Annotated in this window: 19 protein-coding genes; 4 read left to right on the top strand and 15 right to left on the bottom strand. The window is 41.3% G+C overall.

Annotated features, from left to right (window positions below):
- Positions 1-229 precede the first annotated feature (229 nt).
- Entirely contained in the window at positions 230-706 is a 477-nt protein-coding gene (locus DPF90_RS17775) for a hypothetical protein (protein WP_240314542.1), read from the bottom strand.
- Between the two features lie 199 nt (positions 707-905).
- Here DPF90_RS17775 and DPF90_RS17770 point away from each other — a divergent pair, with 199 nt between their 5' ends.
- On the top strand, positions 906-3,566 hold the full coding sequence (locus tag DPF90_RS17770; protein WP_205395206.1) for a phospholipase effector Tle1 domain-containing protein: 2,661 nt from the start codon (positions 906-908) through the stop codon (positions 3,564-3,566).
- Positions 3,556-4,200 carry a hypothetical protein gene (locus tag DPF90_RS17765; RefSeq protein ID WP_114787661.1) on the top strand — a complete coding sequence of 215 codons (645 nt, stop codon included), beginning with the start codon at positions 3,556-3,558 and terminating at the stop codon, positions 4,198-4,200. The genes DPF90_RS17770 and DPF90_RS17765 overlap by 11 nt, the downstream gene beginning before the upstream one ends.
- Before the next feature lie 314 nt (positions 4,201-4,514).
- Here DPF90_RS17765 and DPF90_RS17760 read toward each other — a convergent pair whose 3' ends face one another.
- The 12 genes from DPF90_RS17760 to ftnA all read right to left on the bottom strand — a co-directional run bounded on the left by DPF90_RS17760 (position 4,515) and on the right by ftnA (position 20,561).
- Positions 4,515-6,146, bottom strand: a complete 1,632-nt coding sequence (locus DPF90_RS17760) for a type I restriction-modification system subunit M (RefSeq protein WP_114787660.1) — start codon at positions 6,144-6,146, stop codon at positions 4,515-4,517.
- 2 nt (positions 6,147-6,148) lie between these two features.
- Complete coding sequence (locus DPF90_RS17755) at positions 6,149-7,252, bottom strand: AAA family ATPase (RefSeq protein ID WP_114787694.1); 1,104 nt, start codon at positions 7,250-7,252, stop codon at positions 6,149-6,151.
- 5 nt (positions 7,253-7,257) lie between these two features.
- Positions 7,258-8,490: a restriction endonuclease subunit S gene (locus tag DPF90_RS20490; protein WP_114787659.1), complete on the bottom strand. Its 1,233-nt coding sequence runs from the start codon at positions 8,488-8,490 to the stop codon at positions 7,258-7,260.
- Entirely contained in the window at positions 8,483-11,479 is a 2,997-nt protein-coding gene (locus DPF90_RS17745; RefSeq protein ID WP_114787658.1) for a type I restriction endonuclease subunit R, read from the bottom strand. Before DPF90_RS17745 ends, DPF90_RS20490 begins: the two co-directional genes overlap by 8 nt.
- Before the next feature lie 20 nt (positions 11,480-11,499).
- The gene (gene mads1, locus DPF90_RS17740) at positions 11,500-11,676 is read right to left on the bottom strand and encodes a methylation-associated defense system helix-turn-helix domain-containing protein MAD1 (protein WP_114787657.1); all 177 of its coding nucleotides are present in this window, start codon (positions 11,674-11,676) and stop codon (positions 11,500-11,502) included.
- Between the two features lie 147 nt (positions 11,677-11,823).
- Positions 11,824-13,215: a TnsD family Tn7-like transposition protein gene (locus tag DPF90_RS17735; RefSeq protein ID WP_114787656.1), complete on the bottom strand. Its 1,392-nt coding sequence runs from the start codon at positions 13,213-13,215 to the stop codon at positions 11,824-11,826.
- A 593-nt stretch (positions 13,216-13,808) separates the two neighbouring features.
- Positions 13,809-15,257 carry an ATP-binding protein gene (locus DPF90_RS17725; RefSeq protein ID WP_240314541.1) on the bottom strand — a complete coding sequence of 483 codons (1,449 nt, stop codon included), beginning with the start codon at positions 15,255-15,257 and terminating at the stop codon, positions 13,809-13,811.
- Between the two features lie 10 nt (positions 15,258-15,267).
- Complete coding sequence (locus DPF90_RS17720; RefSeq protein WP_205395205.1) at positions 15,268-17,394, bottom strand: transposase; 2,127 nt, start codon at positions 17,392-17,394, stop codon at positions 15,268-15,270.
- Positions 17,384-18,205 (bottom strand): TnsA endonuclease N-terminal domain-containing protein, encoded by an 822-nt coding sequence (locus DPF90_RS17715; RefSeq protein WP_114787653.1) that lies wholly within the window; start codon positions 18,203-18,205, stop codon positions 17,384-17,386. Before DPF90_RS17715 ends, DPF90_RS17720 begins: the two co-directional genes overlap by 11 nt.
- A 132-nt stretch (positions 18,206-18,337) precedes the next feature.
- The gene (locus DPF90_RS17710; protein WP_114787652.1) at positions 18,338-19,531 is read right to left on the bottom strand and encodes a BaiN/RdsA family NAD(P)/FAD-dependent oxidoreductase; all 1,194 of its coding nucleotides are present in this window, start codon (positions 19,529-19,531) and stop codon (positions 18,338-18,340) included.
- Positions 19,532-19,636: 105 nt separating this feature from the next.
- Positions 19,637-19,960 (bottom strand): universal stress protein UspB, encoded by a 324-nt coding sequence (gene uspB, locus DPF90_RS17705; RefSeq protein WP_114787651.1) that lies wholly within the window; start codon positions 19,958-19,960, stop codon positions 19,637-19,639.
- A gap of 73 nt (positions 19,961-20,033) precedes the next feature.
- Positions 20,034-20,561, bottom strand: coding sequence for a non-heme ferritin (ftnA, locus tag DPF90_RS17700; RefSeq protein WP_114787650.1), 528 nt, complete (start codon positions 20,559-20,561; stop codon positions 20,034-20,036).
- 155 nt (positions 20,562-20,716) lie between these two features.
- On the opposite strand from ftnA, the gene uspA reads away from it, so the two are divergent.
- Both uspA and DPF90_RS17690 read left to right on the top strand, forming a co-directional pair.
- On the top strand, positions 20,717-21,142 hold the full coding sequence (gene uspA / locus DPF90_RS17695; protein ID WP_114787649.1) for a universal stress protein UspA: 426 nt from the start codon (positions 20,717-20,719) through the stop codon (positions 21,140-21,142).
- Positions 21,143-21,198: 56 nt separating this feature from the next.
- Positions 21,199-22,074, top strand: coding sequence for a carboxylate/amino acid/amine transporter (locus DPF90_RS17690; protein WP_114787648.1), 876 nt, complete (start codon positions 21,199-21,201; stop codon positions 22,072-22,074).
- 35 nt (positions 22,075-22,109) lie between these two features.
- On the opposite strand, the gene DPF90_RS17685 is transcribed toward DPF90_RS17690, so the two are convergent.
- Positions 22,110-22,598 (bottom strand): hypothetical protein, encoded by a 489-nt coding sequence (locus DPF90_RS17685; protein WP_114787647.1) that lies wholly within the window; start codon positions 22,596-22,598, stop codon positions 22,110-22,112.
- Positions 22,599-22,700: 102 nt separating this feature from the next.
- Positions 22,701-23,480, bottom strand: a complete 780-nt coding sequence (locus DPF90_RS17680) for a class I SAM-dependent methyltransferase (protein ID WP_114787646.1) — start codon at positions 23,478-23,480, stop codon at positions 22,701-22,703.
- Positions 23,481-23,525 lie beyond the last annotated feature (45 nt).

Here is a 23,525-nt window from a genome sequence, read left to right as displayed (position 1 = left end):
CTGCCAAAAACTGCCATTAGGACCATGTATATCTGAGCGTCTAGGGCACTATGCAAAATTCAATCAGTTCACCAAGCTTGATTTATAGATGCCTTAAGAAAACCAGGGGGCAGCTTTAACTATTGTTTATTTTACGACCACTCCTAAAAATACATGTTTGACACGATCTTATCTTGAAAAAATCTCTTTAGCATACAGATGGTTGTGACACTTAGGACATGTTGGTTTATTAGGTATATGTAACTTGCCACTGATATTGACACATAATACACTCAAATTGAGCATAGCGGGGGTGAAATACCCACACTTTAGATTCGACATCGTGTTGAAGGTAATTTTTTAGTCTGTCTAGTTGCCAAGTACCTGACACTTTATCGCATGTAAATAGGTGATATGTATCATCCAGCTTGATTTCAAGTATACCGCATTGCCTGCTATATGGGGTGTGCAATTCACTTGGTAGTGGACGGTTTGGGTGAGTAAAATAAATAACAAAGGTGAAATTACCGACTTTGCTCATTACGTCTACAACACATTTTCCAAATGAAGCTTCTTTATTGGCACTATCAAGTAATATTGTGGATGGCTTAGCAGCAACCAGAAAATCTTCTTTGAAGCACTTTCCTTTCACTTGTTTTGCTCGAGAGTCCCTGTATTCAGGAAGAACAATAGATGTACCAGTTTCTATTACTTGTCTCGCAATCATGCGAACAGAAACAAAAAATGAAAAATCACATTCTTTATCTGTTGGACTAATAACTTACGAGTAAAGCAGATCAGGGCACTTACCCAAGTCTAAATACCTACTCATTCAGACCAAATACCTAGAAAATCCGTCACTTTGCTTAGTGTGCAAGTAATGACCTATTGATACACTAAACCTTTGTCTTTTCAGGATGTTGACCATGCCGCTCTATTTCCCCAGACCGACACGCCGAGCTGGGTATGCCCCTGTTCAGGAAGACGTGAAACTTCCCCCGCAGCCTCGTATCGCTGACACAAACAAAGCGCCCGTGGCTGGGTTTGAATGCCGCATTAAAATTCATGCGCCCAAAGATGACCTAAGTACGCTGCAAACGGGTGTGTTTAGCTTGGGTAAGACCTCTAACGAAGAGCGGAGTCAGAGCTGGCAAAAAGCGGAAGAGATAAAGCCGCATCGCCATACCATTTTAACCGCCAAATGCTTCGAAGAAGAGGAAAAATCGCTGATTCATGAGCGTATCCAAAGCCTCGGGATAAGCCAATCATACTCCATTACGTCAAAACCGATTGATTCACAGCATATTAATGCGGAATTTATTCCCTTTACGCCTGTTGTGGAAAGTAAGTCTAGGCTGGGCCGTGCTGCTCACGGTTTCTATTACTACTTCTATGATGGACAGTTGGTGTATGAGATGGTTATTCTTGGTAAAGGCCGAAGCGCTTGGCAAATTACGCGCTCTTCACCCAGTGGCATTACCAAAGAGCTTATCAGCGAGCACACCTATAACACATTGTTGGTGCCAGTAAAAATTGAAGACGCCGACCCTGCACCTCAACATCTCTTTTATCGCCGTAAGAAGCTGACCAATGACGAGTTGGCTGAGATAAATGCGGCTTGGCTTGACAAGAACGCCACTAAGATTGACGTTGGTGCGTTGGTATCGGCGTGTTCAGAGCCTTTACTTGCCAGAGAAAAAATCACACAAGAAGAGACGCAAGAGGAAAGAGACACCCATACGGTTGCGGTAAAACCCGACGGTACACATGAAAAATGGTCTGACATTGCGCCGCAATACGGCCTTAGCCCCAAGGCATTACTCAATTTAAACCCGACTTATGCCAGTAACCCCATGTCATTAAAGGCAGGCGATACGCTGAATGTCAGTGAACAAGCATTTTTTGACCCTGACGCCAAGAAAATAGAGCAGCCGTGCCCTCAAACTGACTTTGCTGTGGGCAGCGCCTATCCATACGGTAATGTGTGGGGAGAATACGCCAAACCTCAGCTATCACCCTCGGTGTTGCACCTGTTTGATGATGCGAGAATGCCCAAACAAACCCCTGTACTCAATGTGCAGAAAGTGCAAGAGAAGACGCTACGTATCGGGGTGTTTTTTGATGGCACAGGGCAAAACAACCTCAATGACTTGTACAAGGAAACCCGAGGGGTGAAATCGCGCACCAATATTGCGCGGTTGTTTGAAGCCTATCCGTTAAATGAACAATCGAATGCGATTTATGTTTCTGGTGTGGGTACGGTTGATGATGCTTGGCAAAACCCTGAGATGATTGATAAAGGCGAAGATGAAACGGACGCTGCGCAAGCGTTTGGGGTAGAACCTAATCGGCTACCTCATCTCCCTCATCCTTTAATCAAAGCCACATTAGATTTGCTATCAAGTGAAACGGGCGCGTTTTACAAATGGCAAAACTGGACTCGGCAATATTCCGACATTGTGGAAGCGCTCGCATTGAACAAAGAATATGAAGGTATTACCCATATCGAGTTTGATGTATTTGGCTTTAGCCGAGGAGCGGCGCTGGCGCGTCATTTTGTCAATGCGGTCAAAGACGGGTTGCCTGATTATAGTCTCCCTCGTGAAGGTGAATCCTGTGGTGAGGTGTTTCCTAATTTACTGGCGCATGTGGATGATGATAGCGTCAAAGCATGGCGTGGTTATTACCCAGATGAGTCTCGTACCTGTAGTGTACGTTTTGTTGGCCTATTTGAGAGTGTCGGTTCGTTTTATCAGGCTGGGGATCATGAAGATGGTAACTTTCAGTTAGGGCTAGATGTGAACTGTGCTGAGCGGGTATTTCAAATTAGCGCGCACCATGAATATCGTAAAAACTTTCCGTTGACGTCATTACGCTCAAGCTACGACCAACTTTACGGCCATTTTTATGAAGAGGTGTTCGCGGGGTGCCATACCGATGTTGGCGGTGGCTACCCTTCCAAACATCAGTATGACAAACAAGGCTTACCAGAGCGATACGGGATGCCACTCTCGGCAACCTTTAATCGAGAGCTAATAAAAACAGAATCGGCCATTGAGTTATTTTCAGAGACCATTCGCCGAGCAAACCACCAACATGCGCAAGCTGCTACCAATCACAAGGAGAAGTTGTTTGCCCAAGAGTGCCAAGCGTGGGAAAAGGAATGCCAATCTAAAGGCCGTTATGGGGCAGTCAAACAAGTTAACCAAACCTTGTATTACTATGTGTTTCACCCCATCAGCAATGGGTTATCTACCTTGCCATTAGAACGTATGAGGCAGCAAGGCGAAGCAATGGGCATAAAATGGTTGATGAATAAATTAGAGCTTCCTCAAGATCACATGGCCCCCACACAAAACGACGTCGCATTAGAGGCTTTAAAAAACAAGCTTTTAGCCCAACCTCTTGGTAGCATAACCCCTGAGCACTGGATGGCGGAAATACGTCAATACGGCCGAGACTGGATACACAGACCTCATGATGCCCTCATTAATCCAGGCTTTGACAGTGCTTATGAAAAGATGGTCAATGGTGTGACAACAGAATCCAACCAACTAAAACGAGTGGTGTTTACTAATGATGGTTAAGCGACTGACGATAATTGGCTTATTGGTGTTATTAGCTGGCTGCTTAGGTGAGAAACCCGTCTCAGTGTCTAAAATTAGTCAATCTGGCTCTTTGGGGGCCCCACAGTTTATTCGTGATATGTGGGTCACCGATATCTATGGCGGAGTTGGAAACTTTGCGTATGGGGGAGTGCAAGGTTGTTGTAAAAGTGCGAGTGTTGGTATGGGTGTGCCTACAGCGATTGAAGGCCGCTGGGAAAGCGGCTGGGGAAGTGGCTATTGGGCCGAAGAATGGAAACGGCGTTGGAAGCCAGAATGGGGAAACTACGATGACGTATACGATAAAAAGTGGTATCGCATCGATGGCGAGATTGACAGCGAGCTAGCCAAACAGAAAATCGACACTATGAATCGCTATTACAAGAACCACAAAGCCAATCCTGTGATGCAGGTGCTGGTTGATGGGCCTAAAGTGATGCTGCTCTACCGCTACATATGCAATAGCGAGCGACCACAAAACGATTGTACTGTTCGAGACAACGCCGATCCCAATGGTTGGGTTAAGCCTGCTCCGTATAGTAAATATGGAAACATAATGTCCGTCGTGCTGTATGAAGGCACTGGCGAAACCTCTGATAAGCCTTTTGAGGGTTAGTTTTTCTGGGGTAACTATATATTTTAAGTTAAATGGGTTTGGGCATTTTCGATTTATGTGGCATCGTCATCGGACAGTACTGATCGCCACTCTGGTCCATAGAGTGGATACAAAAGCCAACAAATTTTAAGCTTAAAATTAGGAAAACAATATTCCAAGAGCAAAAATGGCCGCTCTTAGGGCGACCATTTTATTTGCGATATCTTATGTCTAAAGGTGGAAGATAAATCTCGCGAATCCTCTAGCTCGCAACCACATGCTAGTTCGACAACTTCCTTCCTATCAAGATGTATAAGAATTGCACGTATCTACGACTATTTATCATCAACTTGACCAGGCAAAATCGGTAAGCCTAGTTCTCTAAGGAAGCTATTATGTGTTGCGAGAGCTTCATTTAATCTTTTTTCAAGAACAACTAATTCATCATTTACGGCTTTAAGATCAACCTTTTGTTCAGATTTAGCTGTACTTACATACCGCGATATATTGAGATTGAAATCATTTTTCTCAATCTCTTCCATCGTCACTCTACGAGCATAGCGTTCCACGCTTTCTGGACGTTCTTGATAAGTCTCGATGATCTTATCAATGTGTTCTGGCATCAGCTTATTTTGGCGCTTAATTGGCTCAAAATGTTCGCTGGCGTTGATGAACAATACATCATCATACTTTTTGCACTTCTTAAGGACAAGAATACAAACCGGAATACCTGTCGAAAAGAACAAGTTTGCTGGCAAGCCAATCACAGTGTCGATGTTGCCATCTTTCAGTAATTTCTTACGAATCGCATCTTCTTTACCGCCTCGAAACAGCACGCCATGAGGCAAAATGATTGCCATAGTGCCTTCATCACTGAGGAAATGAAAACCATGAAGCAAAAAAGCAAAATCCGCTGCTGATTTTGGTGCTACACCATAGCTCTTAAAACGGAAATCATCACTCATTGATTCGTTTGGTTCCCAGCGATAGCTAAATGGAGGATTAGCGACAATAGCATCACACTTAAGCTTTTTGGACGGATTCATCTCATTCAATAGCTCCCAGTCATTAAGAAGTGAATCGCCATGATGAATTTCAAATTCAGTATCTTTTACACCGTGCAATAACATATTCATGCGAGCTAAGTTATAGGTAGTGATATTCTTTTCTTGGCCGTAAATCTTGCCAATACCATGCTTACCAAGTCGCTTACGAACATTAAGCAGTAAGGAACCAGAACCACAGGCAAAGTCCATTACACTTTCAATCCGCTTCTTGTAGCCAGTCTTAGGATCTTGGCTGTCTAACGAAACTATTGCAGACAATACATCTGAAATCGGTTGTGGTGTATAGAACTCACCCGCCTTCTTACCAGAACCAGCGGCAAACTCACCGATCAAATACTCATAAGCATCACCCAATATATCGCTGTCTGTAGAAAATTCAGCAATACCCTCTGATACTTTCTGGATAATGGTACAAAGCTTAGTATTCCGAGCTGTATAGGTTTTACCCAGCTTCTCGGAGTTCAGGTTTATCTCGGAAAACAACCCTTGAAAAGTACTTTTGAAACTGTGATTCTCAACATGATCAAAACCGTCATCTAACGTTTTTAGTAATTCTGAACTTTGAGATCTAGCCAACTCTGCAATGTTGCTCCACAAGTACTTCGGCTCAATAACATAATGAACCTTTGTACGCATATGTTCTTGAAACTCTTTTCTTTCAGTTTCAGTCAATTGCTCATAAAACACCGCCAAAGGTGAACGCTTGTCGCCTTCTGCCATCTTAGGGTAATCAGAGCCAAGCTCTTTTTTAGCTGAAGTTTCATAATTATCTGACAAGTAACGCAAAAACAGAAACGACAACATATAGTCACGAAAGTCGTCCGCATTCATTGCACCACGTAAGTTATTTGCGATATCCCAGAGGGTCTTACCTAGCTGATTAAGCTGTTCTTTAGTCATTATTAATTTGTCTCAGTCGTTAATTCTGGGAATAGTTCAGGGTTGAACCGATAGTTTTCCATGAAATCACTTAATATTTTACGGAAGTAGCCTTTATTCTCTTCCTGCATTTCCATTGGCTCAAACATAGAGTAATCACCATGACTTAGGATATTGATAATACGAGCATGAAGGACTCCGTCTGGATCATCATCGTCTTGCTTAATACAAGCAGAAAAATTTTTAAACCCATGAAATGCCGCTGTTTTTTCCAAAATTCCACGCAAAATATTAAAGTGATAGGTATATAGTTCACCGGACTCCGCAGCCTGATGAAGTTGCGTTAGCAATGCTACATGATGAAAAAATGGTGTGCTATTGGTATAGCGTAAAGCGTAAGCACCAGTCTCCTTATCACTGCGTAAGAAGTAAGGTTGAAGCTGTTTTCGCTTTTCTCCTAACTCATTCCAAACCACATTAAAAAATAATGCATGGTGAGACGAAACAACAACGCGTATATCGCCATCTTGGTCTTTCAATAGTTGTGCTAGATGGCTTGCCACAGCAATAGCATTATTGTCATCTAAAGATGATATTGGATCATCAATATAGATGTAGTTGACCCAGCTATACGCATCTTGACCATCTACAGCAAGCTGAGCTACTGCAAGAAAAAAACACCAAACAAAAATGTTTTCTTCACCACGAGATACTTTGATGTGCTCTATAGTTTGGACTGTATTGTCATCATGAACTTCTCGAACGAAATTGATACTCCATTTGTCGTAATCGATAAAGAAATCAAAATCAGCATAACGGCGTAATAGTGGGCGAATACGGTTTTCCATTTCGAGCTCTTGCAGGCCTTTAAAGAAACGCGAATCACTATTCATTCGAAGAACACGCTCTGAATCACTATTTAAGTCATTATCCCAATAGAAAAGATCCTCAGTAAAGGCGTTAAAATAAAGTGTGTCTCTGCTGTCGCCATCCCTACCTAGTTCTTTAAATTCCATAGATAAGCGAGTCTTACCAGTTCCGTTATAGGCAAAGAGAACAATGTATTTCTTTTCATCCAACTTATCTCGAAGGTGGGCAGCGACACCTCCTAGCGTATCAAAAGTCATTTCGTTCACCCCTCCACCTCTTCCAAAGAGGGGAATAAATTCTGTATCAAGCCTTTTCTATGGAGCTTAAGATAGTTTACCTTTTGAATTTGTGGACGAATTAACTCATCGATTGACAATAGCAAATCGGCAACTTTCTGCTGTTCATTTAAATCTGGAAGAGGAATAGGAATAACATTCAATTTAGCTCTATTAAGTTTTGGCTGAGCCATCCCAGTTAGGTAGTCTTCTAGACTTATTGAATTTAAATAGCTTTCTACAATTACTTGAGTACATGCGTTCTCAAATCTCAACACATGTGCATGGTTATTGACCCAAGCTTTTCCTTTTATTGAGAATGCTATGGGGTATGTTCTTGCAACTAAATTTGCCCCATCTTCTGATATACAAAGCAACTCATCATCAAAAATATAGTCTTTTACATAATCAATAACTCCCGATGCTCCATAATAAGGAATACTACCTTTAATTCTATCTTTCTTAGTGATTGGGACTCTTTTAGAATTTAAATTCTCAGCAATTTTATCAAGAGGTTTAGTCTTCCATTCCCCTTGATTATGGAACTCAGGAAAACGAAGTTTAGGTACTGCTTTGCCATCACTAGGAAAAAGCTGCTGTATCAAGCCTTTCTTATGAGCTTTAAGCTCATCAAGCTTTTCACCTTCGGCTTCTATTAGTTCATCGATAGATGAGAGGCAGTCGGCAATTTTCTGTTGTTCGATTTTATCAACTGGAGTCGGTAATATGATTTTAAAAAAATCATTTGGATTAATGTTTAATAAACCATCGCTTCTTGCTCCACTCGTAATATAGCGAAGTAATTGCCTTCCATGGAAATTGTTCTCAAAATATCCTTTATAAAAATCAGCAACGTATTCATCTTTAAAACGAAAACTAATAAAGGCATTAGGTGCTGCTACCTCATCAAATTCATGAAGCTTATATATTGCTCCTTGAGGAAAAGTTTTTGAGTTCCCTTTATTATAAGAAAATTCACCTTTCTTCAATGCAATGTAGTTCTTATACTGTTTACCAGAAATATCACGACTAAACTTCTCAGCTTGAGAGACAAATCCTTTTCCGGCAGTGATGCTTACAGTAGTAAGTTGCCTCTCACCCACTTTTTCGGTGATCCGGTCGCTGACCTCTCCAAGAGTTAGAGGATTCCAATTCTGAGCATTCCTAAATTCAGGAAACCTTAGTTTTGGCACCAAAACTTTAACTTCTGACTTACTCATATGCAGCTAACCCCGAAATTTCACGACCTTGCGCCAACTTCTGTAAATGCGGCACAAGATCTTCCATCAAAGCGATCTCTGCCAAACGACGAGCCTTCCAGCCCAACTCTAGGGGCTCCAACAAATCTGTCAATTGCTCACCATCAAATATCATTCGATTCATAATTCCATCGACAAAAACGCTAAGAGCTTGCGGTGGCAAACCATGCTTCTCCGCCATTTTTGTGAGCTCCTGACCCGCTTTAGCGGCTTTAAAAGCTAGAAAGCCATCGCGGATCTCTTGTTCTGTCAAGCTTTGTTCTACTTTTAAGCTATTGATATAGGAGATAATATCTTCTCGCTCACCCATCAGGTTAGCACTGGAGCTAATCAAATCAATTAGCTGCGCTCGTGTCATTGTCTGCTTAGTCTTGGTTGTCTGAGTAGATTTAGCAATCAATGCCATTATGTAGTCGTAGTCAATCAACGCTGATGCAAATAATACGAATTCAAAATCGAGTTGTTGTACAACATCTTCAACATCATCACCTTTGTCCCGCTTTCGTTTTAACTCTTGAGCAGTTTCTAGGTAGGAGCCTTTAAAGCCGCGCAGTATGTCTTCAGGCAATAGTTCTGCAACGGTCTGCTTGTTTTCATCGCTCAAGTCAGTGTATTGATCCAATTGAGTTTTGAGCTTCTGAACTTCTTTAAAATGATTGATAAACTCTGCTTTAGCGGTGTCTCCTTTTAAGTTAGCTACGTCTGAAGGAGTACACTCTAAGTCATGCTTGAGCATAAATGTTTGTAGATTTTCAACTGCTTCTTTGAATTCGTTCACGACAACAGGCGCGGGATCGACCAACCAAATTTCTTTGGCACGCCCCTTGGTGGCACCAGAGAAAAGACCAATTGCTGCGTTAACTTCATCTTCCTGACCACGGAAGTCTAAAACGTTGCCCCAGGGCTTGCTGTCGTTCAACACGCGATTGGTGCGAGAAAACGCTTGTATCAAACCATGATGCTTGAGGTTTTTATCTACATACAGAGTATTCAAGTACTTAGAGTCAAAACCTGTCAGCAACATATCCACAACAATAACCACATCGATCTTATTCTTACGCGGATAATCAGCGTTTGAGTATTTCTGATCTTTAATACGCTGCTGAACGTCTTGGTAATACAGATCGAACTCACTAATCTTATGGTTCGTACCATATTGCCGATTATAATCCTCAATGATTGCAGTTAGCGCCTTCTTCTTTTCATCCGGCTGCTGTTTGTTGTCTTCCTTTTCTTGCTCCAGATCTTCTTGTAACTGCTGCACATCTTTGTTGCCTTCTGCGGGAGGAGAAAACACACAAGCGATGTTCAACGGTTCAAAGCTACTATCTTCAGCTTGTTTCTCTGCTTGGATCGCTTTGAATTGCTGATAATACTCGATAGCATCATTAATTTTTGCTGTCGCTAATATGGCATTGAAGCGGCGTTGGCTCGTGGCACTATCATGTTTATCTAAGGTGGCATTAATTACAGCTTGTGACGGTGGGTTTTCGCCTTTCCTAGGTTTTTTCTCACCGTTATCTTTACCGAAATAATCAATATGGAAACTCAGTACATTTCGGTCATCAATAGCATGAGTGATGGTATAGGCATGCAACTCTTTTTGGAATACATCTTTTGTAGTCACATTAGATGCGACAGTACCATCGATCTGCTTGTATGTAGCGTTATCATCAAAAATTGGTGTACCAGTAAAACCAAACAATTGTGCATTAGGAAAAAAATCCTTAATTGCTTTGTGATTATCACCAAATTGCGAACGATGGCATTCATCAAAAATAAATACGATTCTCTTATCACGCAGTGGCTCTAGACGCTCTTTATATGTTGGCTTGCCATTTTTCTTATTAACCTGATTACGTTTGCTGTTTTCATCTAATGCTAAGCCAAGCTTTTGAATTGTGGTGACAATAACTTTATCGGCATAATCCTCCGAAAGCATTCGGCGAACTAGCTTTTCAGTATTGGTATTTTCTTCAACACAACCTTCCTGGAACTTGTTGAACTCCTCACGGGTTTGACGATCTAGGTCTTTCCGATCGACGACAAATAAACACTTTTCAATATCTTTATTGTCTTTTAATAGGGTAGATGCTTTAAATGACGTCAAAGTCTTACCGCTACCGGTTGTATGCCAGATATAGCCATTACCACGATTTTGGTGAATACAATCAACAATCGATTTTACCGCATATATTTGATACGGACGCATAATGAGCATTTTCTGTTCACTAGCCACGAGTACCATATAACGACTAATCATTTGTCCTAGTGTGCATTTAGCCAAAAAGTCATTCGCAAAATCATGCAAGTGAGCAATCTTTTTATTGTGGGTGTCAGCGTGCTGATAAATTGGAAGAAAACGTTCATCAGCATCAAAACTAAAGTGCTGGCTATGATTGTTTGAAAAATAGTAAGTTCGATGCTCATTACTAACGATGAACAATTGCATAAAGCACAGTATTGTGTTGGTGTAGCCATTACCTGGATCATTCTTGTAGTTCACAATTTGTTCCATAGCACGACGAGTTACGATCTGGTGGCTCTTTAGCTCCACTTGAACAACGGGTACACCGTTGATAAGAATAATCACATCATATCGGTGATGGCTATTATCTGTATTTATGCGAAGTTGATTGATGACTTCGTATTCGTTCTTACACCAATCATTGATGTTTACCAATGTATAGTGCAGTGGAGTGCCATCCTCGCGTTGAAAGGAATTGCGCTCACGTAAGGTCTTAGCGGCAGAGTATACATCTGAGCTTATGATCTCATCACGCAAGCGGGCAAATTCCGCATCCGTTAGATTAACTCGATTAAGCCTCTCAAACTTTTCTCGAAAGTTACGCTCTAATGAATCCTTATCACGAATATCTGGTCGATAGGTATACTTGAGATCTTGTAATTTTTTGATGAAGCTTTCTTCGATCTGCTGTTCTTTTGTCATCTGCTGCATTCCGTTCGAGACTAAGCTCGACCCTTTTGTTTTTCGATCCATGCTTCTAGATCTGTTCTCTTAAAGCGCCAACTGCCGCCAACCTTAAAACCAGGTAGCTTTCCTTCGCTAGCGAGCCTGTACGCCGTTTTTTCATTCAATTTGAGGTAATCTGCCACCTCTTGAATCGTCAGAATTTCATCGTCCATTATCTAATCTCACACATTGAACAAACAGATTGTATGAGAAAATTGCGGAATTCACAATGTACTGACAGAACATCACTGAACTTATGTCCACAGTGTCAAAGCAGGGCATCAATGTGTGGAGATGCGCCAAATCATTCTTGCTATTAGTCACTTAAATCTAGGGGGCGGGGACGGAGGAGTTGCAATCGGTAAGTTATCTTCCAACCATACTCTTTCGTGTATATACAGCCAGAAAAATGCAGCGTTACAATCAGACTTTATATCTCGTCGGATAGCTTGAGGATATTTTTGGCGATAACGAAGGATCTGATGTTCATAACGTCGCCTTTTAGATTCATACTTGCATTGTTTCCGCCATTGCACCAATCCAATTGTTGCTGAAATTAACATCTCTACACTTCCGATAGAAATGGACAGCCTTAGCGCAATTTCTTTACGATGAAAACCTCTTCTTGCGAGCACGATAGCTGTTTTGCAAACCGAAGGTAATAACTTTGTGGGTTTCAGTCGTGTATTTAAGTTTGCAAGAAGGGCAATCGATTTAACAAAACAGCGGCTTTTACCTGTTTCCCGGCTAACGTAGGAAATTGACCTACCTTTCCTTAAGAGTGTTAAGCACTCAACTTTTTTCTGATGACTATCATCTACCGGACAAAAAGTATGAGCAGCACTGTCGCAACCTATTGGCTCAGTACAATTTAGCCAGTAACTAAATAAAATGCTCTTAAAAGGCTGCTGCGAAGTATTTTCATGAAGCAAGTATGACAAATATTTATAATCTACCGATGTTTTAGGAAGCAAATTGTCAGATGGATATTCCAGTTGCAAAACGAATCGATAAAACTCAGAAGACAACAAGCGTCTTCTAATTCTGTTGTGTTTCGTCACATACCCTAATTCACGTAATCTTTCCCTGTAAAAATCCAAGCTTATTTTGGGGCAGCGATCCTCTTTTGTGCTCAAAAACTTATTTGCATAGCGTGCTAACTCGAAGCTTGATTGCGAGCTTTTTCGACAAAGGTCATGAATCGCTGGTAAGCCTATATTTGTTCTGATCCGCCCGGGAAGTGAAACATGCTCCAACCATATAGGATGCTTTGAGCATGACTCGATACCTGGTATCTGGTGACTACGGTGCCAGTAAGCAACACCATGATTACCAATATCAGACTTTATACACTGTGGACAGCATTTTAGGGATAGCGGCTCTCTTTCCCTCACACAAGATAGTTGACTAGCTCTTGTCGCTGTATAGTTATTGCTTGAAACAAGCCCCAAATAAATTTCATTAGCATGTAAAGGTAAGCAACTCATGAAAACTGGAGCTAATGTCTGTTGATACAGTAAGTTATCTAACTCTTCATTGGATAACTCTGCCAAGTTGTTTAGACCCGCAGTTAAATAGGGATGAATACTTGCCTTTGGGTTGTCATAAACAGTTAATAGAAATTTTGAAGTAGACAGACCTGATACAGATAGGAATCTGACAATTCGACTAAAAAGCAATTCATCTGGTAGTGCATTTGGCAGACAATACATATATTCACCATAAACGCAGTCCGACTCCAATAACTGTAACAAAGACCGGAGCTAGGTCACTTTCCCAAAAAAGTATTCCATTTGAATTTTTAGACCATATTTTTGCTACTCTCTAGGTAATAATTGTCAAAAACAGGTGATACCTTTGAAATTCAACTTAGCTTCACAACCTTTGAGCCCTAATTTTGATAGTTTGCCTGTCGGCTCATATGAACGCTTCATACATGGGTGCTGGCAGTTGAGGTTGATGAGGCTTCATGCCTTCTCACACGAGTGTCAAGAAAAACTTCAAGATACATATAATCATATAAATCAGGGGATAGGCGTCCAAACAATTTACGTTGATCTTCTTTCTTTAGGCCAAGACTACCAAAATGAACATCAGCTCTTGAACATCATCCGAAATAGCAATCAAGCCTATTGGATTTGGTTTACTAATTGCGAGGCTCTATTGGATATGTCTTTCGCAGGCTGGTTGCGTTCCGTTCTCACCACTTCTGACATTGAGCACATTAGAGTAGTGTTTCTGCTTAATAGCCAAGAACTTTACAATAACATCTTTCAACGTTATTCAGCACCATTGTACAAAGCGACTACATCTCTCCAAATTCACTAAATATAAAGTGCTCATCACATAGCATACCTACATCCCGCATATAATTAGGCACATTTCCTGTAGCTATTCCACGTTGAATCAAGTCAGGGTCTCCAATCATGTGAAGGAGTTTATCCGTCAAGTGCAACTCACGAAGCCTCACCTCAAATTCAGGATGGTGTGGTCTATTATAATCACCAATAATCCTTGGCTTACCAAGCTTTGTCTTAAGAATCTTAGGAACAGTATTCTGCTTGGCCGTTCTTCTTGGCAAGATTAGATTTTGCCTAGCTTCTATTACTTCATTAGTTCTCGACGATAAAGAACACGCTACAGGGTAAGCATACTCAAGTACTGCACTTGTTATGTTCTCATCACCAGTACCAATAACTAATCGTTGAGCTTCACAGTAAATACGACACGCCATATCAATATTCCCTAGTGAAAGCTCATACATCTTATCATTCAGGCCCTCACTGAGCCGCGTTTCTACATTAGTCCACTGTAAGTCCCATAACTCAGCGATAAACGATTCCCAGCCTATGTCGTGGCGTAGAAGTGGCTTCATAAAGATTGTCCTGCCACTTTCTGCTCGTCGTGCATTTTTAAGAGTTAAAGCAAGTGAATCATCAAAAGGCGGGTTCGCACAGAAAAATAATGGGACACCAAGCTTATTTACTATGTGATGCAAAAACTTGAGAAGATTATTTTCACCACCAGTTCTCTTGAACTGAAGGTTTTGCATCTCATCAATCACCAATATTCCTAAGTGGCTCGACTTGATCTTTTGTTCAATCTGAGTGAGTAGTTTAGGGATTGTCGATCCAGGTGTGGTTCGTTCATTCCGCATTGCTGAATCCAAACTAAACAATATCTCCTCACAAAGCTCCCGAACACTTGAATTTCTTGGGCAATCGACTTTTACCCAAACAACCTGATACTTAAAATCCAGAGGTTTACCATTGTAGTTACCATGCTCAATCACATGCGGAAAATAACTAAGAACTTGTTCCAGCATACAAGTTTTACCAACACCACTATCACCGATTAATGTTATCCCCTTTCCTTTGGGCACAAAATAGCCAGTTGCTGGTTCAACATTAGGGCGCGCATCAACAGGATAGTGTAAATACTGCATTGTGGTAGGTGTGAGTGGATTCTTAGCCAAATAACCCGACTTAATTGCTCTTTCTATCGCTCTGAAACATTCAATATATTGGGGGAGTGGTTGTCGCAACTCATCAATTCGAGCAAGATATTCCTCCCTTTCTAGATAATCTAAAGAAGTTCGAATGTGTGAAGATAGATCGGGATAGTTACAGAATTTTTCAATTACATCGCTATCACTTGCCTTTTTAGGAAGAGCTTCAATTAAAGGATTTCCTTGATATTCAGGCAAAATGGCTTTGCTGTAGTTAGCTTGTTCCCATCGCATAATGTTCTTCACATCGACTCCATTATTTTTTTCTTCTTGGTAGTTTTACCAATTGATTAGAGTAACTACGATCTTCGGTTTTAACACCATCTTTAACTTGTTCTTCAGGTAGAGACTCTTGTTGTTCCTTAGATTCTATCCACTCAATTTCTTCTCGCCGTCTTTGCTTAACATTTTTTGTTCGCTCCCCCTTGGTTTTCAATTTTGGGGTCTGTTTTACAGATTTAAATGCACTTTTTTGAATATTTTCTTTATGGCTTAAGTTATCAATTGAAGAGACCGTGATTAGTTGTTTACGCTTCTTTTCATCAAGCCAGTCACGCAGATAATAAACCTCAGCAAGTGGCATTCCCTTAAGTTCCTTGCTTCTTTCCAAAATATCGCATCGAGTAAAGCCTTCATTATCTTTCAGCCTTACATAGATATATGAGGTGTCATCATAATTAACTCTGGCTTCTAGCTTGAATCGTCCGTAATTTCGTGCAATAGCAGCTAAATTTTCGTCACGAATACGTTGACAGGAGTAATATATTTCATTGAACAAAATCCCGCTCCGTGTCATTGAAACGTCTTCTCGAGGTAGCAAGCGAGCATTTATTTCATCTAAGCTAGCCATTTTAAGTGCATGTCGATGGTTTAATAGGTGTACATTCCAGTGATTTATTGGTGTAGGGGATAGATCATTTTCAATTAGTAGACGACTCGTCAAGGCTAGATCGTCAAATATTTCTTTGTTGTGTTCTAACACATCTCTAATCAAGAGTGATGTAACCTCTCGTAGTGTATAAATTGCACCTTTTCTCGGGTCAGGACTTCCTCTAACGATTTTGCCACCACGGCTACTTCCTAGAAGGCGATGAAGGGATTTATCATTCAAGTAGCCAAATCGCCTTTCAACTAAGCTTTTACAGTCAGGTCGGTATGGTGGGGCTATTTGTAATTCCGTTAGAGGAACTACGAGATCCTGTGGTTTTAACCCTATCATTTCCCCATTGTCACAAATCAATCTCTGGGGAATATGCGAACATGGCCACTCTTCTTCGCTGATCTCAATTCCAAATTTCTGACAATATTCAATTTTTGGAGAGAATGCATTTACTAATGCCTGTCGAGCAGCCTTCCATGAAGCGTGGTACAGAGAAACATGAAATCCAACGATCATTCGGCTGGCGCGGTCTATTATTGAGTAAATTGTTGGCCGACCTATTACATGGTTTCGACGTAATTCAGAAACGATATGAACGTCAGCGACCGTTGCATCAATCTCAAAGCAACTACCTGGCACTGGAGTTTTATCGGTGATGCTAGCTTCTACCGCTCTTTTATTTCTTAAGTAGTCACTCTTGCTTGTCCTAAATTTTACAACCTCATCTTGGTTGAAAATCTTTTTCGACCAGTTTACAAACTGTCTGTAACTCGGTACACCAGGAATTCGATCTAAATAGTGAGCATCTAAAATTTCAAATTGATAACTTTGTCTTAGTAAATTCTTATATGTTTCTTTTAAGTTGAGACCATTATTTTTTAAATGGTATTTTTTCAAAGCTTTTTCAAATAATTTTCTATCGTTTTCTTTTACAATATATGACCGAGGTGAATCGAATTTCCCGGTGCGTGAAACAAGCTTAGTTCCAAGACTATTTTTTACATTTTCTCTTATTTTTCCTTTCCCACCGCTCAAGCTATAAGCAGGCAACAAAGCATTTTTTGTTTGTCCAAGCTTCCAATATAAATTTAGTAACCGATATATTGTCTTACTATCAGTTCCTAACTCTTTGGCTTGATTAGAAACTGCTGGAATTTTTTTCTTTGTTGCAAATTGAAAAAGAAGAGATTGATCTTGAACTATATTTTTAATTTTCCTATATCTATCTTCCCTTATTAGTTTGTATTTTTCAGGAATTTTATCTTCATCATTTAACAAGTAAGGATACTGTTCATAAGGTACTTTTTTGATCTTTTTTTCCTTAAATAACAAGTAAAAATGTTCAAGATGAAGCAAAACTGGCCGAACGATTATTTTTGTATATTCAAGGTTAAAAACAATTAATGATGATATACTGTCTTCAATTTTGAGAACTCTATATGTACCGTCTTCCAAACCTTCAACATCTATAAACTTCCAAGTACTATTAATTTCAATCTTCACCGGCAACAATCCTCACATTATAAGAAATACTAACAATAGTGATAATTGGAGATGTTTCGAGTAAAGTTGACAAATCAACAGTGATAAATTTTTTAGCTATCAACATCCTTAGAATATTTAAAGCACTTACGCTATCAATATTAAAAGTACTCATAAATGTATCACAAAGGTCTAATTTTAAGTGCTTCCCAACCGATAGAAGGCTTAATGCTGGATCAACAAACTTATCAATCTCGTATTGCGTACCTGAGCGTAAAGGATCAGTTGCCCATGACAAATTTCGGCTTAAAATCTCCGTTTTCTTGCTACCAGTAAAGACCTGAAAAGGAACACCTAGCAATTCCCACCAGATTCTTTCAATTTCAATCTTTTCAAGAACCCTAGGGTTATCCAATTCTTCTTCTGGCTTTACACAAAAGGCAAGATAGGATCTACCAGTACCACAATCCACGGTTGCTAAAATGTCAGTAGTCATGATGAATGGGATGCCAGTTTTCGTCACTGTTGGGTGTTTAACACCAAGTGTTCTTGCTACCTTTTGGCTCAACTCCAAAGGAAGTAGCGGAAACTGTTCCCGAATATCAATGACATCATCACGATGCTCAAGAATATAGAAGAGTTGAGATTCTTTAGACGAAAGAAAGTGGTGGGTCCTTCCTGTTTTCAGACCAAAAACTTCAGCCCGAAAAGCATTAGAGCCTTTAACGTCTCTTACAGTGAACCAAGGCTTGTATTTACTCCCTTCTCCTTGACCCCACTTGTTTCGAAGGTGACGCCTGTAATCCTCATAACTTTCAAAGCTGCGAGTCATAATCTACTCCAGTTCTCATCCTTACTGAGAGCCTAGACCCACAAGCACATTCTGGCAAACTATATTTTACATGACCGTTGATTTTGGCAATCTTTATTTGAAATTGGCAAACTTTATTTTACCTACACAATTTTACACCCACTGCCCAGCCGCAAAGCCTGAGCTCCAGCACCATTGGAAGTTATAGCCACCGAGCCAACCTGTCACATCCACTACTTCGCCAATAAAATAGAGGCCTGCTATGTCTTTACATTGCATCGTTTTGGATGAAATATGTTCGGTACTCACACCGCCCAAGGTAACTTCTGCGGTGCGATAGCCTTCTGTACCATTGGGCATGATTCGCCAATTCTCAAGTTTCTCAGTGACTTCTATTAACTGTTTAGATGTGAACTGCTTAAGTGGCTTATCTGTGAGAGCTTTACGCTCTATCAAAACCTCTACTAAGCGCTTAGGCAGCACTTTAGCTAAGGTATTTTTCAAACTCTGGTTGGGGTGCTTTTCAAGATTACTCGCCAGCAAAGCATCGACATCCACATCAGGAACCAAGTTAATCGTAACCGCTTGTCCTGCCCTCCAGTACGAGGATATTTGCAGCACAGAAGGCCCAGATAAACCTCTGTGGGTAAACAGCAAAGCTTCTTTAAAAATTGTGCCATCTTGAGCAGTAATCTCAGCATCGACAGCAATGCCTGACAACTCAGCAAACGCTTCTTTATCCTCTTTATGAAGAGTAAAAGGCACAAGGCCTGCAGTGGTTGGTTCGATATTTAAGCCAAACTGCTCGGCCACTTTATAGCCAAATGGCGTTGCGCCAAGCTTTGGCATTGACAGTCCACCAGTCGCGATAACAAGCGAATCACACTCAATGGAATGGGTGTTCACATCAAGCAAAAAGCCAGATTGGATCTTTTCGATATGATGGACATCTTGTTGGTAGCGCTGAGTAACAGTGGGCAAATCGCACTCGGCTAAGAGCATTTTAACGATATCTTTTGACGTGTAATCACCCACACAAAACAGCTGGCCATGGTCGCGTTCTTCAAACTCAATACCATGCTTGCTGACCATGGCAATAAAGTCCCAGTTGGTATATTGAGATAGCGCAGATTTAACAAAATGCGGGTTTTGGCATAAAAAGTTGCTCGCCGACACGTCATAGTTAGTGAAGTTACAACGACCACCACCTGCGATGAGAATTTTTCGGCCGGGCTTTTTAGCATGATCTAGCACCAATACATTACGGCCACGCTTACCTGCCTCTGCCGCGCACATTAAACCCGCAGCGCCCGCTCCGATAATGACAACATCAAACTTCTCTGTCATAACCTTTCTCAACTTAAACCCAATAAAAAAGGATGTGCTTCTAGCACATCCTTAGCCAATTGGCGCTATTCTACCCCCAATTAGAGGCCTTGCCAAATTATCCAGCTACAGAATCATAGCTGCAAAGAGGGTTACGCCGAGAAGAGAACTCGATAGAATAAATAGCTCCCTTACTCTTTCACACTTGCCGGTAAAGATTTCATCATGATGATGGTGGTACTCTTTACTCTTCAAATAATGATAAAGCCTAACCTGCTTAGTCACGTTACCATGAGCGGTGAAGAATCCGCCACCATCAACTTGCTGATAAAGCAAGGGGTGTGCTTCGCGCATGATGTATATGAGAGAACGTAAGGCGGTTAAGTATCTGGCCATGTTGACCAAGGTGATTAACATTAGCGTGAATAAAATCGTGTCAGCTGTGATCATCTTTTCCTCCCTACATCTTCATCAGAAGCCCAGAAAGAAAAGACGATCTGCCTAGAAAGTCTTATGCTGAAGCTTATTCAGCGGGGGCATCCATGATAGAAGATGAACCTTCTTTCGCCAAAGCTGCTAAATCTTTGTCGATAAAGAACAGGGCTTTACCGTCTTCACCAACAAGATCAAGCTTGTCTATGATCCCTTTAAACAACTTCTCTTCTTCGTGTTGTTCTGCGACATACCACTGCAGGAAGTTGAAAGTTGAGTAGTCTTGGGACGTAAAAGCGACGTGGGCAAGCTTATTGATGTTCTGAGTTATCATTTGCTCGTGTTCATAAGTCTCACGGAATACGTCACCTAAACTGGCAAACTCATGCTTAGGGGCTTCAATTGCACCCAAAATTGGCATGGCGCCTGTTTCACTTACGTAAGTAAAAAGTCGCTGCATGTGCCCCATTTCTTCAACCGCGTGTGCACGAAGAAACTCGGCGGCACCTTCAAATCCTTTGTCTTCACACCAAGCACTCATTTGTAAGTATAGATTGGATGAGAAAAATTCGAGATTAATTTGCTCATTCAGTTGATCAACCATCGCCTGTGAAAGCATTTCTTACTCCTAATTAACTTGATTTACTTCAATGAATCTTATCACTACCACACCTTAACACTTTGACGAGTGAATGTGGATCTGAGATCACCTCAACAAAAACATTTACACCATAATGCTAACCTATCAACAGACACTTAAATGGAGAGTTCATCATGAGTTATCAGCATATATTAGTTGCCGTAGACCTGTCAGAAGACAGTAAAACACTCGTCGATAAAGCCGTTTCCCTAGCCAAACCACTCGGTGCTGAAGTGTCTTTTATCCACATTGATGTCAATTATGCCGAGCTCTATACAGGACTTATTGATATCAACCTCGCAGAAACCCAGCATCAGGCTATTGAAGCCTCGCAGCAGCAGTTACAAAAATTTGCCAAGCATGCCAACTACCCGATTAAACATACCCTAGTGGGCAGTGGTGACTTAGGCAATGAACTGTGCGACACCATAAGAGAGTTTAATGTTGATATCGTAGTTTGTGGCCACCATCAGGACTTTTGGAGCAAGTTATTATCTTCAACCAGACAGCTCATTAACTGCTCTCCTGTCGATATGTTGGTCGTGCCACTTAATGACTGACCCTGCCTAGTTTTTGGTATAGACTGCTGGCCATTTATTGATAATGAGTATTGATTATGGCTTACCTGTCTGCCGTCACACTTCTGTGGGCATTCTCATTTAGCCTGATCGGTGTATATCTCGCTGGTCAGGTAGATTCTTGGTTCTCTGTGCTAATGCGTGTTGCTTTAGCAAGCTTGATGTTTCTTCCATTCTTAAAATTTAGGGGAGTAAATAAAAAGCTGATTGCCAAGCTTATGACTGTGGGTGGCACCCAACTCGGTTTAATGTATTGCTTCTACTATCAATCTTTTCTTTTACTCTCTGTACCAGAAGTACTGCTGTTTACTGTGTTTACCCCAATTTATGTCACCCTGATCTACGACTTACTCAAAGGGCGTTTTTCACCTTGGTATCTAGTTACCGCGATTATCGCCGTTGCTGGAGCCGCGTTGATTAAGTTTGCTGGAATTAATGAAAACTTTCTACTTGGCTTTCTGGTAGTTCAGGGAGCAAACCTTTGCTTTGCTATTGGTCAAGTCGGTTATAAATACATCTTGGAAGATCAGCCTGTAAACCTCTCTCAGCATACGATCTTTGGCTATTTCTACCTCGGAGCTTTATGTGTCGCAGTGGTCGCATTCAGTTTGCTTGGCAACTTAGAACGTATGCCAACCACCAACACACAATGGGGTGTACTCATTTATCTAGGGATTATGGCTTCTGGGTTGGGCTATTTTGGCTGGAATAAAGGGGCTACGTTAGTCAACGCTGGTGCGCTGGCAGCGATGAATAACGCCTTGGTTCCAGCAGGACTGATTGTCAACATAGTCATTTGGAATAGAGACGTCGATTTAACTCGTTTAGCCCTGGGCGGCGCTGTTATCATGCTGTCACTATGGTTTAACGAAACTTGGGTAAAACGCAAAGTAGCACTCAGTTACCAATCTTAGCAGCAACGATATTAGCTCTCCCTATGGAGAGCTTTTTAATGCATGTTACTCGCTTGTAAGCTGGTCTTTTTGAGATCAGAAAACTGAGTCACATCAAGACAAGCTATCAACTTAGCTTCCCGTTTTAATAACTTTCTCTTTTTCTTCGCTAGCTTAAGTAGTTGCTTTTGCTGCTTATATTGCTTTTTCAGTGCCTTTTGAGCCCTTTTAATCTCTTTAGTACTGGTATATTCAAGCAAACGTTCTGGTGAGATATTAGGCTTGTCATTGGCCTTTTGTTTAGCCTGCTCAATAACCTTTTTCACCAGTTGGGATTTATCTTGCGCCGCAGAAGCGGGCTGTTTATCTGCCGCATTATGGGGAGATAGCGTCGAAATAAGTGTGGGCTTACAAAGTGCCGCCTTGTCTGCTGAGCAACGCGCACACGAGCGACAAACGAACTTAGGCTCAGCCACCAAACGATGAATGTCACTCAATCCATCGGCAATTTGCTTGCGGTTCATCTTACACAAGCTTTTGGTCATGCAAACACTCCAGACAAGAATACGAATAATTCTTACTATGATATACCCATATCAGAGTCTAATGGCAAGCATAAAAGTAAAACTTGAGGCCGCGAGTCTCAGTTAGCTCATTGAAGCGTTGACATAGACATCAAAGCGATTTTTTTTGGTTTCAATTGCCATAGTCGGCTTGTGCTCTCCTAACCACTTAGCATAGTCAGGACGCTTAACCACGACTCTTTTTTTCGCCATGGCTAAAGCTGGAGACAACAAGTCATCGGCATCGAGATCGGCACCAACAAGAGACTGAAAGACGCGCATTTCTTTTTTAACCAATGCTGATTTCTTTTTCCCTTCTGGGTGTGGATACATGGGGTCTAAATAAACCACATCAGGCCTATCAAGATTGGAATCATTCACAAGTGATTCGAGTGCACTATGGCTGGAAGTATGATTCAACGAAAGACGCTCACTGACCCAACCACCTATTTCAGGATCACGCTTGGCACGCATTAATCCATCATCAAGCAAGGCTGCCACGACGGGATTACGTTCGAGCATCTGGACTTTACAACCAAGTGAAGCGAGCACAAAGGCATCTCGCCCAAGCCCAGCGGTTGCATCCAGAACACTTGGTATAACCCCCTTGTTCATGCCTATCGCTTTGGCAATCGCCTGCCCTTTACCACCACCAAATCTTCGCCTGTGGGCAGCTGCACCACCAGCAAGATCAACATAAATAGCACCAAGCTTAGGTTCATCCGTTTTTCTTAACTCCAACCGCTCAGAAGTTAAAACCAAAGCAAAAGGACTTTGCTCATCATGCGTAAGCCCCCATCGAAATGACAAATCTTTCAATTGTTCATTGAGGCTGAAGTCTTCGCTGATAAGTTGTAGCTGCAAGTGTTGGCTCCAAAGTTGAGTTCGAAAAACAGGCGGGCAAGTGTA

Source organism: Vibrio tetraodonis (assembly GCF_003350295.1).
Taxonomy (GTDB): Bacteria; Pseudomonadota; Gammaproteobacteria; order Enterobacterales; family Vibrionaceae; genus Vibrio; species Vibrio tetraodonis.
Note: the sequence above shows the minus strand (reverse complement) of the source record. Positions and strands in the feature narration are given on the sequence as shown.

Excerpts from the sequence above, each read along its gene's own strand:
- DPF90_RS17775 (WP_240314542.1), bottom strand. The coding sequence starts at position 706 with ATGATTGCGAGACAAGTAATAGAAACTGGTACATCTATTGTTCTTCCT.
- DPF90_RS17770 (WP_205395206.1), top strand. The coding sequence starts at position 906 with ATGCCGCTCTATTTCCCCAGACCGACACGCCGAGCTGGGTATGCCCCT.
- DPF90_RS17765 (WP_114787661.1), top strand. The coding sequence starts at position 3,556 with ATGATGGTTAAGCGACTGACGATAATTGGCTTATTGGTGTTATTAGCT.
- DPF90_RS17760 (WP_114787660.1), bottom strand. The coding sequence starts at position 6,146 with ATGACTAAAGAACAGCTTAATCAGCTAGGTAAGACCCTCTGGGATATC.
- DPF90_RS17755 (WP_114787694.1), bottom strand. The coding sequence starts at position 7,252 with ATGACTTTTGATACGCTAGGAGGTGTCGCTGCCCACCTTCGAGATAAG.
- DPF90_RS20490 (WP_114787659.1), bottom strand. The coding sequence starts at position 8,490 with ATGAGTAAGTCAGAAGTTAAAGTTTTGGTGCCAAAACTAAGGTTTCCT.
- DPF90_RS17745 (WP_114787658.1), bottom strand. The coding sequence starts at position 11,479 with ATGACAAAAGAACAGCAGATCGAAGAAAGCTTCATCAAAAAATTACAA.
- mads1 (WP_114787657.1), bottom strand. The coding sequence starts at position 11,676 with ATGGACGATGAAATTCTGACGATTCAAGAGGTGGCAGATTACCTCAAA.
- DPF90_RS17735 (WP_114787656.1), bottom strand. The coding sequence starts at position 13,215 with ATGTATTGTCTGCCAAATGCACTACCAGATGAATTGCTTTTTAGTCGA.
- DPF90_RS17715 (WP_114787653.1), bottom strand. The coding sequence starts at position 18,205 with ATGACTCGCAGCTTTGAAAGTTATGAGGATTACAGGCGTCACCTTCGA.
- DPF90_RS17710 (WP_114787652.1), bottom strand. The coding sequence starts at position 19,531 with ATGACAGAGAAGTTTGATGTTGTCATTATCGGAGCGGGCGCTGCGGGT.
- uspB (WP_114787651.1), bottom strand. The coding sequence starts at position 19,960 with ATGATCACAGCTGACACGATTTTATTCACGCTAATGTTAATCACCTTG.
- ftnA (WP_114787650.1), bottom strand. The coding sequence starts at position 20,561 with ATGCTTTCACAGGCGATGGTTGATCAACTGAATGAGCAAATTAATCTC.
- uspA (WP_114787649.1), top strand. The coding sequence starts at position 20,717 with ATGAGTTATCAGCATATATTAGTTGCCGTAGACCTGTCAGAAGACAGT.
- DPF90_RS17690 (WP_114787648.1), top strand. The coding sequence starts at position 21,199 with ATGGCTTACCTGTCTGCCGTCACACTTCTGTGGGCATTCTCATTTAGC.
- DPF90_RS17685 (WP_114787647.1), bottom strand. The coding sequence starts at position 22,598 with ATGACCAAAAGCTTGTGTAAGATGAACCGCAAGCAAATTGCCGATGGA.